This window comes from Vibrio sp. 1557, assembly GCF_033340175.1.
GTDB lineage: Bacteria > Pseudomonadota > Gammaproteobacteria > Enterobacterales > Vibrionaceae > Vibrio > Vibrio alginolyticus.
In genome coordinates, this window is the sequence record NZ_JAWOVZ010000016.1 from 38,720 (window position 1) to 53,902 (window position 15,183).

General features: G+C 45.3%; 11 protein-coding genes. 7 read left to right on the plus strand and 4 right to left on the minus strand.

The window, feature by feature from the left end:
• The first annotated feature begins 3 nt into the window (after nucleotides 1-3).
• The 4 genes from R7070_RS17315 to R7070_RS17330 all read left to right on the plus strand — a co-directional run bounded on the left by R7070_RS17315 (nucleotide 4) and on the right by R7070_RS17330 (nucleotide 5,011).
• On the plus strand, nucleotides 4-759 hold the full coding sequence (locus R7070_RS17315; protein WP_053303865.1) for a molecular chaperone: 756 nt from the start codon (nucleotides 4-6) through the stop codon (nucleotides 757-759).
• Entirely contained in the window at nucleotides 759-3,185 is a 2,427-nt protein-coding gene (locus tag R7070_RS17320) for a fimbria/pilus outer membrane usher protein (protein WP_411912990.1), read from the plus strand. The genes R7070_RS17315 and R7070_RS17320 overlap by 1 nt, the downstream gene beginning before the upstream one ends.
• A complete protein-coding gene (locus R7070_RS17325; RefSeq protein ID WP_047102359.1) occupies nucleotides 3,182-4,150 on the plus strand; it encodes a spore coat U domain-containing protein in 969 nt (322 codons plus the stop codon). Before R7070_RS17320 ends, R7070_RS17325 begins: the two co-directional genes overlap by 4 nt.
• A 141-nt stretch (nucleotides 4,151-4,291) precedes the next feature.
• On the plus strand, nucleotides 4,292-5,011 hold the full coding sequence (locus R7070_RS17330) for a carbonic anhydrase (protein ID WP_017820518.1): 720 nt from the start codon (nucleotides 4,292-4,294) through the stop codon (nucleotides 5,009-5,011).
• Nucleotides 5,012-5,083: 72 nt separating this feature from the next.
• Here the strand turns inward: R7070_RS17330 and R7070_RS17335 are convergent, their stop codons facing one another.
• On the minus strand, nucleotides 5,084-6,187 hold the full coding sequence (locus tag R7070_RS17335) for a mechanosensitive ion channel family protein (RefSeq protein ID WP_005375107.1): 1,104 nt from the start codon (nucleotides 6,185-6,187) through the stop codon (nucleotides 5,084-5,086).
• 301 nt (nucleotides 6,188-6,488) lie between these two features.
• Between R7070_RS17335 and R7070_RS17340 the strand changes: the two genes are divergently transcribed.
• Nucleotides 6,489-6,836, plus strand: coding sequence for a helix-turn-helix domain-containing protein (locus R7070_RS17340; protein WP_005375109.1), 348 nt, complete (start codon nucleotides 6,489-6,491; stop codon nucleotides 6,834-6,836).
• A 90-nt stretch (nucleotides 6,837-6,926) separates the two neighbouring features.
• Here R7070_RS17340 and lldD read toward each other — a convergent pair whose 3' ends face one another.
• Both lldD and R7070_RS17350 read right to left on the minus strand, forming a co-directional pair.
• Nucleotides 6,927-8,066, minus strand: a complete 1,140-nt coding sequence (lldD, locus tag R7070_RS17345) for an FMN-dependent L-lactate dehydrogenase LldD (protein WP_033906713.1) — start codon at nucleotides 8,064-8,066, stop codon at nucleotides 6,927-6,929.
• Nucleotides 8,067-8,381: 315 nt separating this feature from the next.
• Complete coding sequence (locus tag R7070_RS17350) at nucleotides 8,382-10,073, minus strand: L-lactate permease (RefSeq protein WP_005375111.1); 1,692 nt, start codon at nucleotides 10,071-10,073, stop codon at nucleotides 8,382-8,384.
• 162 nt (nucleotides 10,074-10,235) lie between these two features.
• Between R7070_RS17350 and R7070_RS17355 the strand changes: the two genes are divergently transcribed.
• Entirely contained in the window at nucleotides 10,236-11,135 is a 900-nt protein-coding gene (locus tag R7070_RS17355) for a LysR family transcriptional regulator (RefSeq protein WP_005375112.1), read from the plus strand.
• Nucleotides 11,136-11,255: 120 nt separating this feature from the next.
• Entirely contained in the window at nucleotides 11,256-13,289 is a 2,034-nt protein-coding gene (locus tag R7070_RS17360) for a prolyl oligopeptidase family serine peptidase (RefSeq protein ID WP_318141264.1), read from the plus strand.
• Nucleotides 13,290-13,531: 242 nt separating this feature from the next.
• Here R7070_RS17360 and R7070_RS17365 read toward each other — a convergent pair whose 3' ends face one another.
• Nucleotides 13,532-15,163 (minus strand): ABC transporter ATP-binding protein, encoded by a 1,632-nt coding sequence (locus R7070_RS17365; RefSeq protein ID WP_238966356.1) that lies wholly within the window; start codon nucleotides 15,161-15,163, stop codon nucleotides 13,532-13,534.
• Nucleotides 15,164-15,183: the final 20 nt, after the last annotated feature.

The following is a 15,183-nucleotide window of genomic DNA, read 5'->3' on the forward strand; positions in this document are numbered from 1 at the left end:
GAAATGGAATTCATACTCAAAAAACTATTATTAATAACCTTCCTTTTTGTTTTTTTCTCAAATGCCAATGCTAACTCATTATTAATTTGGCCGATTTACCCCAAAATATCAGAGGAGAGTAATGCAACGTCACTTTGGATGGTGAATAAAGGCAGTGCTGATTCTTATTTGCAAGTGAGAATTTTTAAGTGGGAACAAAACGAAGGAGAAGATAGCTATTCAAGTCAAAGCCAGTTAATTGCAACTCCTCCGTTTGTCAAAATTGAACCAGGTGAAAAGCAGTTAATCCGCATCATCAACCAAGATGAGGCCTCTGCGGGTAAGGAGTATGCATACCGAGTGATCATAGATGAATTACCGCCAACTCAAAACCCTCAAACAGAATTGACGGAAAATGAACTCGCTGTAAAAGTCCGAATGCGTTACTCGATACCTTTGTTTATTTACGGGAAAGGGCTGACTGATACTCAAAAACCAAACCGTGACAGTGAATTATGGGGTGATTTACAGGCACAGTTTATTAAGAAAAATAATCAGCGTTTTGTTCACATTAAAAATTCAGGAAAACACCATGTTCGCTTAGTGAATTTACAGTTGAATCTACCAAATAAAGATCCTGTCGTTATTTCCGATGGACTAGCTGGCTATATTCTTCCTGAACAGTATAAGGTTTGGTCTATTCCCCATAGTAATGTCAGACCCTTGAGTTTGAGCGCGAATATTGGAGGTAAACGTTACCAAATACCATTGAAGCAATAATGAATAGATTTAATACAATGAATGCTTTCTTTTGGTTGGTATTACTTAGCGTAACGTGGAGCAGTATTGGTCTCTGTGCAAATTCAGCAAACCACTTCTCTGAGCTACCGAGTCCTGAAAATTTCTCTTTAGAAAAGTTTGAGAATATTAGCCTCAATCTGGAGTTGGTGATCAATCAAAGAGCAACAGGGCTTGTTGCGAAAGTTGAGCGAGTTGGCGATCAGTTCTTTTTGCTCCGGGAGGACCTCATTTCAGTTGGGGTTACCGCCACGTCGTTGCCTGGAACCGAAGAGAGACTTGAGGTTACGTCTATCCCAGGTGTTAACGTGCGTTACTTGCAATCGTCATTGCAACTTGCAATTGACGTACCGCCTAATTGGTTACCGATGCAGAGCTTATCAGCGCAGGATATGGGGCGATTTTCCCCGGCTCAGTTTGGGCGTGGTGGCCTGCTTAACTACAACGTATTTGGTGTGTACGAGAACGAAAACCGACAAAAGGAGGTTTCTATAAATCATGAAGTCAGAGCCTTTTCTGAGTTTGGCGTTTTTTCTACTACCGGGATATTTAAATCTAACTTTCATCGCGATGTTCAGTCCCAGCAAAGCAGCCAGTACACTCGTTTTGATACGAGTTACGAGTACGTCAATCAAGAGAAGCGAATTCGTATGGAGGTAGGGGACTATATTGTTCGCCCTTTATCTTGGAGCCAACCAGTAAGACTGGCGGGTATTCAGTTGTCGCATGATTTCTCTATGCGTCCGGATGTCGTGACGACGCCGTTACCTGCATTTTACGGTGAGGTCACAGCGCCCACTACGTTAGATTTGTTTATCAATGGCTTTAAAACTGACTCAATGAATGTTGGGCCCGGTCCTTTCATTATTAACGATATTCCAATGCTCTCTGGTGCTGGGGAAGCAACGGTAATTGCAACGGATGCTCAAGGTAAGCAAACGGTCATGACCAGCCCATTTTTTCTCTCTTCCGATCTACTGAAGACCGGATTTACATCTTACAGTGCGAGTATTGGTGCGATCAGAGAAAATTTCGGTAATGCATCTAACGACTATGGAGACGGTGGCGTGGTTACCGCTCTGCGTCATGGCATGACTGATTGGTTAACATTAGAAGCTCAAGCCGAAGCAAAAGATGACCTGATCGTTGCGGGGCTGGGCTTTGTCACCAATGCTTTCAATTTAGGTACGGTGGATGCCTCGTTTCGCGTGAGTAATTTTCAGGATCAATCTACCTCATATGCGCTAGGTTATAGTTATCAGTCTCGGCGGTTTAGCTTCGCTGCTCGAACTCAAGTAGAACAAGCCGACTTTTATACCTTATCTCATTTACCAAATTACGAAATGCTCGATGACGGCAAGGACGCTTCACTCGCGTCGCGCCATCTATCACAAATCAATATGGGAGTCCGTTTGGGAGATTGGGGCTCACTTTCTGGTGGGTACTTTGATATTCAACAATCCGACTCAGATTCACGTACCCTAAATCTTACTTATAGCTACGCTCTGCCTTTTAATATCAATATGTCCCTGTCTTACAACCATAGTATTGGTGGTCAGAGTGTTACGTTGGCGCAATTCTCTCTACCTTTCAGTTCTTTGGGGGGAAGTTCGGGGCTAACGCTGAAAAGAGAGGATGATGGCGATGTGCGAGGGCGAGTGGGTTACAGCCGCCTTGCGCCAATACGAGGTGGGTGGGGCGTCAATTTAGCGCATGATATTAACGAACACCCAGAAAACCGTAAACAGGCTGATTTGACCTACCGTGCGTCATGGGCGCAGTTCAGAGCGGGGTTAAATGGCACCAGTGGCGACTATGATTATTTTGCGGAAATGGCAGGTTCGGTCTCTACGTTGGATGGAGAAATATTCCCGGCGAATGAAGTGTATGACAGCTTCGCTGTGGTGAGCACCAGTGGTTTTGAAGGTATTCCGGTTAAATATGAAAATCAAATTGTCGGAGTGACAGACGATGAAGGTTACTTACTTGTTCCTTGGGCTACGGCGTATTACACCGCCAAATATGAAATCGATCCACTTAATTTACCTGCCAATGCTGCGTTTTCTGCAACAGAGCAGTTTGCTTCGATACATTCGGGCTACGGCTACCTGTTAGAGTTCCCAATAGAGCTACAAATTGCACTGAGCATGACGGTGGTAGACGAAAATCATTTGTTCCTTCCGATTGGTACATATGGCCGCTCAGAAACGGGCTTAACAAGCCAAATTGGTTGGGATGGTTTTACCTACTTTGAAGGTGTTGACCCAGGCCGCTACATTCAGTTTTATCCTCAAGGACAGCCGCCATGTAAAGTGTTTATTGAGGGGTTGTATCAGCGTGAGAGTCAAAAAATACAAACATTGCCTGAGCAGGTTTGTATCAAAGCCGAAGAAGAGACCGCACTATGATTTTGCGCCGCTGGCTTGCTAGCCTACTTCTCTTTTTCTCGTTCTCGACAATGGCTTGTCAGCTCACGGCGGCAACACCTTTAATCTTGTTTGGCAATGTTTCTTCGTTTACTGTTTCAAGCTCTCAGCAGCAAAGCTCAGCTCAGCCTCATGCGGGGATTACGTGTGACTTTTCTACACTTGTGTCTTTGTTAAGTGGCGACTACGTATCAGCAACGTTTAACAGTATAAATAATGGTTTGCTATTAAATGAGGATGATCCGAGTTCGGAGCTCAGCTATCAGATTTTTGGCGATCCAGGTCTTTCACAAGAGTATGTATTCGGCCAAACTTACAATTTTTTTGAAATTGGGTTACTCGATTTACTCGGGTTGTTTGGCACTCAAGCTGAGTTTCCGCTTTATGCTCGGACGGGAGTGGGCAGTAATCTTTCCGCTGGGACTTATAAAGACCAAATCACCGTATCCTGGATTTGGGATTACTGTAAGGGTATCGGGGTTCTAGGAGTATGCATTGGCCGCGCCAATGGCAGCGCTCAAAGCGTGATTACGGTTGAGTTGGAAGTGACCCCTGATTGTATGATCACGGCGCCAGATATTGATTTTGGTTCGTCCCCATTAGTGGCCGGTTTTGAGCCAGTCAGTCAGGTTATATCGTTAACTTGTACCAAGAATAGTTCCTTCTCCATTGGCTTGAATGACGGCCTAAATGCGTCCGGCGGTCAGCGGCGAATGATTTCTAGTGGTCACTATTTGGAGTATGAAATCTATAAGTCATCATCGATGGATCGCTGGGGAGGAACCAGTTCTGAACGTCGTGAACACAGTGACGTCGATACTGGCGGCTCTATTCCTGATGGTATCACTCCACAGAATTATAATTATCGCGCGCAGATACTAACCAGCCAAACGACCCCTCCTGCAGGTACTTACACCGACTCAATAATCGTTGACGTTCAATTTTGAGCATCATGTCAATTACATCATTAGAGGCTTCTATTCCAAAAATCTTTTGTAATCATAGTTTTCACTCTGTCACTGCTTAATTTTGTGAGATTAGTATGGCTTTATTCTCACGGAATTTAACTTTCAGAAATAAGGAAAATGATGAAGAAGTCACTAACAACATTAGGTTTGGCACTGGTATTTACAGGAACAGCTTATGCAGCAAGCTGGGGCTACGAGGGAAACCATGGACCTGCTCATTGGGGTGAGTTTGCATCTGAGTGCGCGAAAGGTCAAAACCAGAGCCCAATCAACATTGAATCGGCGACCGAAGCGAAGCTAGAAAAATTGAATTTCGACTACGAAGGTAAGGCAATTTCACTGCTGAACAACGGTCACACTTTACAAATTGGTTTAGAAGGCAAAAACACACTCACCATTGATGGTAAAGAGTTTACGTTGAAACAGTTCCACTTCCATACGCCATCTGAAAACCATGTGGATGGTAAAGAATACCCACTAGAAGTACACTTTGTGCATGCCGACAAAGTAGGTCATCTAGCTGTTGTCGCGGTGTTCTTTAAACTGGGTGGCGCGAACCCAGATCTAGCTAAGATGCTAGCTAACATTCCAACTAAAGATCAAGATGTTACCATCAAGGTTCCATTTGATGCGGATGCCCTTATCCCAAGTGATAAAGACTACTACCGCTTTAACGGCTCACTAACGACACCACCATGCTCTGAAGGTGTGCGTTGGTTGGTGATGAAAGAAGCACAAACTATTTCTCCTGAGCAGATAAAATCTTTTTCGGAAGTCATGGGGAAAAACAATCGCCCAATCCAACCGCTGAATGCACGTATGGTGTTAACGCAACAATAACCACTTCATGCGAAGAAAAATAAAAAGCCCGCTTAAACACAGCGGGCTTGATTATTTGGGTATTGGTGAGAACTAGAAGCCGTGATCTTCTTGCTCTTCCGCTTTTACCATTTGTATAGGATCAAGCTTAAGCGTCTGAGTAGGGAACGCGATATCTGCATCGTGTTCTTTAATGATGTTGATTACCTTAAGCAGTATGTCCTGCTTAACCTCATGGTATCTCACCCAATTTACGGTTTTAGTAAAGGTATAGATAAAGAAGTGCAACGATGATGGACCGAATGTATCGAAGTTGACGATAAGTGTTTGGCGTGCATCAATGTCTTTGTGATTTTTCAGCATTTCTTTTACCGCGGTGATAATTTGCGGCATTTTTTCTGCATCGTCGTAACGAAGTCCAATTTTTTCGTAGATGCGTCGGTTCAGCATGCGAGATGGGTTTTCTACGACAATGCTGCTAAACACTGAGTTTGGCACATACAGTGGACGCTTATCGAAAGTTCGGATAATGGTCATACGCCAGCCAATGCGTTCTACCGTCCCCTCTATTTGTCGGTCTGGAGAACGGATCCAATCGCCAACTTTAAATGGACGATCGAAGTAGATCATAAGACCTCCAAAAAAGTTAGACAGCAAATCCTTCGCCGCTAAACCGACGATCAAACCACCAACACCACCGAAGGTAAGTAGGCCCGATAGTGACAGACCAAATGCCTGCATTACGGTTAGAATTCCGACGGTAATAAAGAACAGGCGCGCGACCTTAGCTATCGCTTGTACTGTTGTTTCATCTCGGTTCTTTTGTTCGAGAACATGCTCTTCAACATTGGTAATGAGCCGCATAACGGTCCATACGAAGATGCTGATGATTAAAATCAGTTTCAGCGTACTTAACCAGTTTATTTTATCGTTGAGCTCGCTCTCTAATATGATGCCGATAGAGACGGTTGCTGGCCAACACCAAATGAGTGTACTGACTGGCGCTTTTAGCGCATCAAGCAACATGTCATCCCAGTGGAAGGGTGTTTTCTCTACGAGCGCAGCGAGGCGAGAGCGGATCAGCCGCCAAGCTATCCAAGCTATAAAGCTAGCGAGCGTAATGAAAAGGACGCTCCCACTCCAATTTTGATGAGACGTTTCAATGTAGCTTTGTAATTCGGTAAACCACTGTGGCATATGTAACTTATTTCTAGTGAACCATGGAAGGAAAGGTAGCAGATATTACTCCTTCACCCCAGTGATTTCCTTTAAATCATTTACTTATGTCTAAACCGTCCGAGATGGACTTTTCCTTCCGATGACAAGAGAGTCACCTCAATGTTCTGTTGAGCGACCGCTTCATGCATGTTCAGAGGTACGCTACCAATGATTGAGGGTTGATATTTGGACGATCAATTATAACTTCTCTGACTTATCGCTAACATTTATCTTAAGTAAGTGTGAGAGTGTATTGGCTCTTGAATTAGCGGAGGCAGATATGGAATTTACAGAGCTGGATCGAAACGCGCTCTACGACATCTGGATGTCACAAAAAGCCAAAATGCACATCACTCAAATGGAAATGGCGAAGCGCCTTGGTTTGAGTCTACACGAGTTTTCTGGCTTGTTACGTGGTAATTCTCCACTGACGCTAGGTTTTGTAAAACAGCTATGCGAGCAGCTACATGTACGTCCTGGTCAGGTGATTCCGTCTTTGACGGAGCGTGATCTATCTGCATCTGGTACCGTTTATTTACAAAATCGTGTGACGGTGGATGGTGATATCAGTAACGTGTTTATCGACGGAAACCAAGTCGTGATCGAGTACGTTCACCAAGTTAGCTAGCTTGCTCGTCAAATTATCGGGTTGAAGAGCAATAAAAAACGAGCCACTGTTGGCTCGTTTTTTCGTTTCTGTTTTGCTCGATTGCAAAGATTATGGGATTTTCACTAGCGAATCGTGTGAAAGATCCGCGATAGACTTAGCGCCAGTCAGCGTCATTGCTACACGCATTTCTTTATCGTACAGATCCAGTAGATTTTCAACGCCTGCTCCGCCTTGTGCTGCCAATGCGTACACAAATGAACGGCCAAGAAGCGTACAGTCTGCACCAAGTGCGAGCATACGAACGACATCAAGACCAGTACGAATACCAGAGTCTACGAAGATCTTAAGATCACCTTTTACCGCATCCGCAATGCTTGGTAGTGCTTTAGCACTTGAAAGTACGCCATCTAACTGACGGCCACCATGGTTAGATACCACAATGCCATCTGCGCCGAAACGTACCGCATCTTTCGCGTCTTCTTCATCTAGAATGCCTTTGATAACCATTGGGCCATCCCAAAAATCACGAATCCACTCAAGATCTTTCCAGGAGATAGAAGGGTCGAAGTTTGCGCCTAACCAGCCGATGTAATCTTCTAGCTTTGTTGGTTCGCCACGATAAGTTGAGATGTTACCTAAGTCGTGCGGTTTACCAAGTAGACCCACATCCAGCGCCCAGCTTGGGTGGCGCATCGCCTGGAATACACGACGCATGGCCGCGTTAGGGCCACTCATACCTGAGTGCATGTCACGGTAACGTGCGCCAGGAACTGGCATATCAACGGTAAACACCAGCGTTGTTACGCCTGCTGCTTTTGCACGCTCAAGTACGTTTTTCATAAAGCCACGATCTTTAAGCACGTAAAGCTGGAACCACATTGGACGTTCAATTGCAGGTGCGACTTCTTCAATCGGACAAACCGAAACAGTCGACATAGTAAATGGGATGCCTTTTTTCTCGGCTGCTTTTGCTGCTTGCACCTCGCCTCGGCGCGCGTACATACCAGTTAGACCAACAGGAGCTAGCGCGATTGGCATTGCCAGTTTCTCACCGAAGAGCTCGGTTTCGAGGCTCAAATCTGTCATATCGCGTAGGACGCGTTGGCGAAGAGCGACATCACCTAAATCGTCAGTATTACGCTTCAGCGTGCGTTCGTCGTAAGAGCCGCCATCAATATAATGGAATAGAAACGGGGGAAGCTTGGCTTTCGCGGCAGCGCGGTAGTCAGTAGAAGCTGAGATAATCATAATGGTGTCCTAGCGGTTATTCTAAGCAAAGTTGTGGAGCAATTTGCTCTTTCGTTGAGCCTTCATCGCAAAGCAGTGAAGACATCAAAATGAGTATAGTTACCTATGGTTCACTTACGTTTGAATCGGTGATGTTGGTAACCCATTTACATAATTGGTTGAAAAATTTTGTTAAATCACTCAATCAGTTATGCAAACTGGAAAGGGTGACACAGCTGTCGGGGGAATTGATGTAGCAAGCTAAATCAACATGTCGGGGTAGTAGTGCAGACAGCTGTGTCAAATTAGGCAGGGCTGTAAACCCTGCATTTCGCGTTACTTCATTAAGACATCTGTCATTTGGAAGCCATAAATCAGCACCAATCCAATAATGCCTGTCATTACAATGTAGTAGAACGTAGGAATAATCGTCTTACGCAATGTTGCGCCTTCTCGACCAAGCAAACCTACCGTGGCTGATGCGGCAACAACGTTGTGAATCGCAATCATGTTACCTGCGGCAGCACCGACGGCCTGGAGTGATACAACAATCACACTCGAAATAGACAACGTTTGTGCCACTTCGAATTGGAACTGGCTGAACATCATATTTGATACCGTGTTTGAGCCAGCGATGAACGCACCCAGTGCACCAACGGTGGCACTCAGCGCTGGGAACGCAGAACCAACAAGGTCAGAGGCGAAGTTTGCGGTTGTGACGGGCATACTTGCTAGGTCAGCACCGTTGATGCCTGAGTTGATAAAGATACGAACCATCGGAATGGTAAATACCAAGACAAAACCCGCCCCAATCAGTGTTTTGCTTGACTCGCCAAATGCTTCACGCAATGGCTTTACGCTGCCGCTTTGTAACATTGCAGCAAGTAGTGCGACAAACACCAGAATGCCACCAGGAAGGTATAACGGCTGAATCGCAGCGCTAACGCCAGTCTCACCAAGAATGTTGCTGAACGACAAACTTACGCTTTGTACAAAGCCTTTCAGCTCAGGGCTTACGCGGCTTGCGACGAGAATAACTGCCAGCATTACATATGGAACCCAAGCTTTTACGATGCTCATTGGCTTGCCCGGATTGTCGTTTAGATCGACTTTTAGCGAGCCTAACCACTCTGCAGGCCACTTGTCTTCGCTTTCGAAATCCCACTTAGTCTTTGGTACTAAGAAGCCTTTTTTCGCTGCGGTAACAACGATAGACAGACCAACCAAACCACCGATAAGTGAAGGGAACTCTGCACCTAAGAAAACACCGGTTAACGCGTATGGAACGGTGAAAGAGACACCAGCGAATAGTGCAAATGGTAGAATATCCAGACCTTCACTCCAGCTTCTGTTCTTGCCGAAGAAACGTGTTAACATCATCGCCATTAATACTGGGATCATCGTACCTACGACTGCGTGAATGACAGCAACGTGCGCTGTGATATCTTGCAGGTACATTTCCCACGTTGCACCTTGTGCGGCCAACGACTCACTGATGTTATGGGTGTCTAAACCTTTGTTTACACCTACGATGATAGGCGTGCCTACCGCGCCGAATGAAACAGGCGTTGACTGAATCATCATGCCCATAAGGACAGCGGCTAGCGCAGGAAAGCCGATTGCAACCAGTAGTGGTGCAGCGATTGCTGCCGGGGTACCGAACCCAGATGCGCCTTCAATGAACGAGCCAAAGCACCAAGCAATGATGATGGCTTGTACACGGCGGTCAGCCGAAATATCGGTAAATCCATTACGGATTGTGGTGATCGCTCCAGTGTGTTTTAAAGTGTTGAGCAAGAAGATGGCACCAAACACGATCCATAGAACAGAGACAGTAATGCCGAGTCCTTGGAATACGGAGGCCAGTACGCGATTGGCTGACATATCCCAAAACATAAGTGCGATAGCGACGGTTAGACCGAACGCAACAGGCATGGCTTTTTTAGCAGGCCAGTTGAGACCAACCAATAAGATGGCGGCAACAACAATTGGCGAAAATGCCACTAGGGCAAGTAGGGTTTCACTCATTTGTACATCCTTCGTACGCTGACTTCTCGAACGGTGTCAATCCGCTGTAGAGGTGACTTTTTGTTGTAATGGTTTTGTTAATTTGGCGTGAATTTACTCCTTTATTTTTTGTTGATATAGGGAAATAATGAAAATAATTAATTCCAAAAGTGACATAATGGTATGAGAGCAGACGACTTAATTCTATTTTCTCAAGTAATCGAACTTGGCAGCTTTAGCAAGGTTGCAGAGGCAAATAACCTTACAAATTCGGTAGTTAGCAAAAGAATGGCGAGGTTGGAGGAAGAAATAGGGGCTCAGCTATTATATCGAACAACGCGCAAATTAACCTTGACTGAGGCAGGTAAGGTGTTACTCCACAGTGCTAAAAATGTGAAGCAGGCCACTCAGGAGGCTATGGATGCTGTTGCAGGCTTTGGAGAGAATGTGAGCGGTCATATAAAAATGTCCGTGCCGTGTATCTCTGGAGATTTGATACTTGCTGATGCTGTTGCCGAGTTTTGTAACCTTCATCCGGGTCTGACTGTGGACATGTCATTGGATAACCGCTTTGTCGATTTAGTGGCTGATGGTTACGATTTAGTCATTCGAACTGGCTACCTAGCCGACTCCAGTTTGATCGCACGACATATTCTCGATTCCCAATGGGTGGTATGCGCGTCCCCTTCATATATCGCTAAAAATGGGAAACCGATCGAGCCGATTGATCTCACCACGCACAATTGTCTGCAATACGCTTACCAAACCACAGGTGCAACGGATTGGGAGTTTAAAGGAGAAGATGGCAATTACATCGTCAAAGTATCGGGCTGCTTTTCTACTGATAACGCGACCGCATTACGTAAAGCCGCTCTGGGCGGCCATGGTATAGCTTACGTCCCGCGATGCTTGGTGTATCATGATATTCGCAATGGCCAACTGGTGGATATTTTTCCTGAACTAGTAGGTAAAAAGTTGGGTATCTACGCGGTGTATCCGTTTACTCGTCAACCACCGAACAAAGTGAAGCTGCTTATTGAGCACATTCGTGACCGGTACTTAACGATATCTCATTATTTCTAGGTTCTTCATAGATTTAAAACAATGTCGTTGAAATCAAAATTGGGTGCTCTAAGGTAATCACCGCAATAAAACGATTGAAGATAAACAACTTAATAAAAACAACGGAGTAACACGGACGTTATGCATTACCCAAAAACACGTAAAGATTCTGTCGTGGACACTTATTTTGGTCACGACATTGCCGACCCTTATCGCTGGTTAGAAGATGATCGCAGTGAAGAAACCGCACAATGGGTTTCGGGTCAAAATTCGGTCACCTTCGATTTCCTTGGTCAGATACCGTACCGCCAACAAATCCGTGACTTAGTGGCGAACAGTCAAAACTACGAAAAATATTCCCAGCCATTTGTACGTGGTGACTACACCTACTTCTACAAAAACGACGGTTTGCAAAACCAAAGCGTATTGTATCGACGTAAAGGCGAGGGAGAAGCCGAGGTTTTCCTTGATCCAAATACTTTCTCCGAAGAGGGCACGACCTCTCTTGGCGAAGTCAGCTTCTCTAAAGACTACCGTTTGGTCGCGTATTCCATCTCAGAAGGGGGTAGTGATTGGCGTAAGATCTTTGTCATTGATACGGAAACCAAAGAACAGTTAGAGCCTGAGATTGTTGATGCGAAGTTTACGTCGATTTCTTGGCTGGGCAGCAAAGGCTTCTATTACTCAAGCTACGATAAGCCGCAAGGCAGCGAGTTGTCTGCTCGAACTGAGCATCACAAGCTTTATTATCATGAACTTGGTACCCCTCAATCTGAAGATAAAGTGATTTTTGGTGAGTTGGATACGCAAGTTCATCGTTATGTGTCTGGTACGACGACGACAGATGATCGCTTCCTCATTATCTCTGGCGCAGAATCTACATCGGGTAATCGTCTGTTTTATATCGATTTACAGTCTGACTCCCAAGCAATTGTGACGCTGCGCGATACAACGCAAGGCGACACCTACTTAATTGATAGCCAAGACGCAACCTTGCTGCTTTACACCAACCTAGACGCGCCGAATGGCAAAGTTGTCAGCTACAACACTCAGACAGAACAATGGGCTGACGTGATTGCTGAACAAGAACAGCCGTTAGAAATCAGCAAAGGTGGCGGTTATCTGTTTGCGACTTATATGGTAGATGTGGTTTCTAAAGTGCAGCAGTTTAACTACCAAGGTGAGTGGATTCGAGATGTACAATTGCCGGGAGAAGGCACGGCTTATGGTCTGGCGGGTAAAAAAGAAGAAACCACACTTTATTACACATTCACTAACTACGTGACGCCTCCGACGATCTTCTCATTTGATGTCGAATCTGGTGAATCGACACTGTTTCAGGAATCAAAGGCACCGTTCGATCGTAATGAGTATGAATCAAAACAGGTGTTTTATACCTCAAAAGACGGCACGCAAGTTCCTATGATCATTTCATACAAGAAGGGCATTGCACTTGATGGTAGAGCACCAACCATGTTGTATGGTTACGGCGGTTTTAACATCAGCCTCACTCCAATGTTTTCTGGCAATGTAGCCAACTGGCTAGAGTTGGGTGGTATATACGCTGTCGCCAACATGCGAGGCGGCGGTGAATACGGTAAAGCCTGGCACAACGCAGGCACTCAGCAGCAAAAGCAAAACGTGTTTGTTGACTTTATTGCGGCGGCGGAATACCTGATTGAAAACGACTACACTAGCTCGGATCGCCTAGCGATTCGCGGTGGTTCTAATGGTGGTTTGTTAGTTGGAGCGTGTATGACGCAACGCCCTGAACTATTCAAAGTCGCGCTGCCTGCGGTTGGCGTGCTTGATATGCTGCGTTATCACACGTTTACTTCTGGAGAAGGCTGGAAGTATGACTATGGCACGTCGGAGCAAAGTGAAGCGATGTTCCAATACTTGCTTGGTTACTCTCCTGTTCACAATGTAAAAGAAGGCGTGCAATATCCTGCTACCTTGGTGACAACTGCTGATCACGACGACCGAGTTGTGCCAGCACATTCGTACAAATTTATTGCGGAGCTGCAAGACAAGCAGCAAGGCGCTAATCCAGTATTGATACGCATTGATGTTAATGCCGGTCATGGTGCAGGAATGCCGCTGAGTAAGCAAATTGACCTCACCACAGACGTGTATGCATTTACGTTACATAATATGGGTATTGAGTCGATTTAATGCCCTAGTTGTTAGAAACTTCTGAGAATAAAAAAATGCCGCGACAGTGTCGCGGCATTTTTCATGGTTGGGGGAACTCAATTCATACTGTTTGCCAGTATTTGAGCCAGGTTGACTAAGTCTGACTCTTGAACCAACCAGTCTCGGCGGCCAAACCGAAAGGCAGCTACGCCATTCTTAAGACAAGATGAATTTATCACCTTTTCTTAATCCTAGTTTATGAATATGAAACTGTGATGAACCTAAGCCGCATTGTGCTGATTTTCACTGTTTTCAAGATCAAATGAGGCATCTATCAGTTTTTTCGTGTAGTCATTTTTAGGGTTTTGGAAAATCTTTTCGGCCGTACCTTGTTCCATGACCTCGCCCTTTTGCATGACTAGAACACGATCAGAGAGTGCTTTAACTACTGATAGATCGTGGCTAATAAACAAGTAGCCAATATTGTGTTTTTTCTGCAAATCTTTCAGAAGGTCAATCACTGTCAGTTGCACCGAGCGGTCTAATGCAGAGGTTGGCTCATCAAGCAGAATAAACGAAGGTTCAAGGATCAGTGCTCGCGCGATAGCAATACGCTGACGCTGGCCTCCTGAAAACTCGTGCGGATAACGGTTGATGGACGCGGGATCTAAGCGGACCTCACGGAGCACGTCGCGTGCTTTCTGCATACGTTCTTTTTTACTCAACATTGGTTGGTGGACAGTTAATCCTTCTGTGATGATCTCGCCGATAGTCATACGAGGAGAAAGCGAACCATAAGGGTCTTGGAATACCATCTGAACGTCTTTTTTCAGCTCAAAACGTTCTTTGTTTGTCAGCAAGGCTATATCTTGGCCTTTATATTCTATTTTGCCAGTTGAGGGCAGTAGACCTATCAAAGCTCGGCCGAGTGTAGACTTACCTGAACCGGACTCCCCAACGATCCCGAGGGTCTCTCCTTGTTTAAGCTCAAGAGAAATGCCTTTTACCGCTTCGAAGTACTCATTCTTGCTCGCAATAAAATGCGACTTTACCAAGAATTTGACTCGTATATCGTCGGCCTTTAAAAGCTGTGTAGCACTTTCGCTAATAGGCTCCTTACTGCCTTTAGGAATCGAGTTGATTAGCATACGTGTGTATTCGTGCTTTGGGTCCTCGAAGAGTATTTGCGTTTCGCCTTCTTCGACGACTTCTCCTTTACACATCACAATGACACGATCTGCAAAGTGTTTTACGACGCCTAAGTCATGAGTAATAAATAGGATTGCCATGCCCATCTGAGCCTGAATTTCTTTAATCAGGTGCAACACTTCTGCTTGAACCGTGACATCCAACGCTGTTGTAGGTTCGTCGGCGATCAAAATATCGGGCTCGTTAATCAGTGCCATCGCAATCATGATGCGTTGCAATTGACCACCAGAAAATTCGTGTGGGTACTTGTTGTACGCTTTTTCTGGGTTTGGCATATGAACTAATTCAAACAGCTCTAACACCTTTGCTTTTGCTGTTCGTCTGTCGACCGGGCGGTGACACATGATGGCCTCAGCGACTTGGATACCCACCCGCATGTACGGGTTTAGTGAGGTCATCGGCTCTTGAAAAATCATGCCAATGCGATCACCGCGAATACTTTGCATTTCACGCTCTGTTTTATCCAAGATGGAGCTACCCTCAAACATGATGGATGAGTTTTCATGCAAAATAGCGTTGTCTGGCAGTAGTTTCATCAGTGCATTGGTTGATACTGACTTGCCAGAGCCAGATTCGCCAACGATGGACAGCGTCTCGCCTGCTTTTAAATCGAAGCTAACATTCTTTACTGCATCGACGATCCCATCGTTTGTCGTAAAGCTGACTGATAGGTTGTTCACCGAAAGAATGGTTTTAGAAGACATCACAGATCCTTGTGGTTGAT

Excerpts from the sequence above, each read along its gene's own strand:
- R7070_RS17340 (WP_005375109.1), top strand. The coding sequence starts at position 6,489 with ATGGAATTTACAGAGCTGGATCGAAACGCGCTCTACGACATCTGGATG.
- R7070_RS17325 (WP_047102359.1), top strand. The coding sequence starts at position 3,182 with ATGATTTTGCGCCGCTGGCTTGCTAGCCTACTTCTCTTTTTCTCGTTC.
- R7070_RS17335 (WP_005375107.1), bottom strand. The coding sequence starts at position 6,187 with ATGCCACAGTGGTTTACCGAATTACAAAGCTACATTGAAACGTCTCAT.
- lldD (WP_033906713.1), bottom strand. The coding sequence starts at position 8,066 with ATGATTATCTCAGCTTCTACTGACTACCGCGCTGCCGCGAAAGCCAAG.
- R7070_RS17315 (WP_053303865.1), top strand. The coding sequence starts at position 4 with ATGGAATTCATACTCAAAAAACTATTATTAATAACCTTCCTTTTTGTT.
- R7070_RS17360 (WP_318141264.1), top strand. The coding sequence starts at position 11,256 with ATGCATTACCCAAAAACACGTAAAGATTCTGTCGTGGACACTTATTTT.
- R7070_RS17350 (WP_005375111.1), bottom strand. The coding sequence starts at position 10,073 with ATGAGTGAAACCCTACTTGCCCTAGTGGCATTTTCGCCAATTGTTGTT.
- R7070_RS17320 (WP_411912990.1), top strand. The coding sequence starts at position 759 with ATGAATAGATTTAATACAATGAATGCTTTCTTTTGGTTGGTATTACTT.
- R7070_RS17355 (WP_005375112.1), top strand. The coding sequence starts at position 10,236 with ATGAGAGCAGACGACTTAATTCTATTTTCTCAAGTAATCGAACTTGGC.
- R7070_RS17365 (WP_238966356.1), bottom strand. The coding sequence starts at position 15,163 with ATGTCTTCTAAAACCATTCTTTCGGTGAACAACCTATCAGTCAGCTTT.
- R7070_RS17330 (WP_017820518.1), top strand. The coding sequence starts at position 4,292 with ATGAAGAAGTCACTAACAACATTAGGTTTGGCACTGGTATTTACAGGA.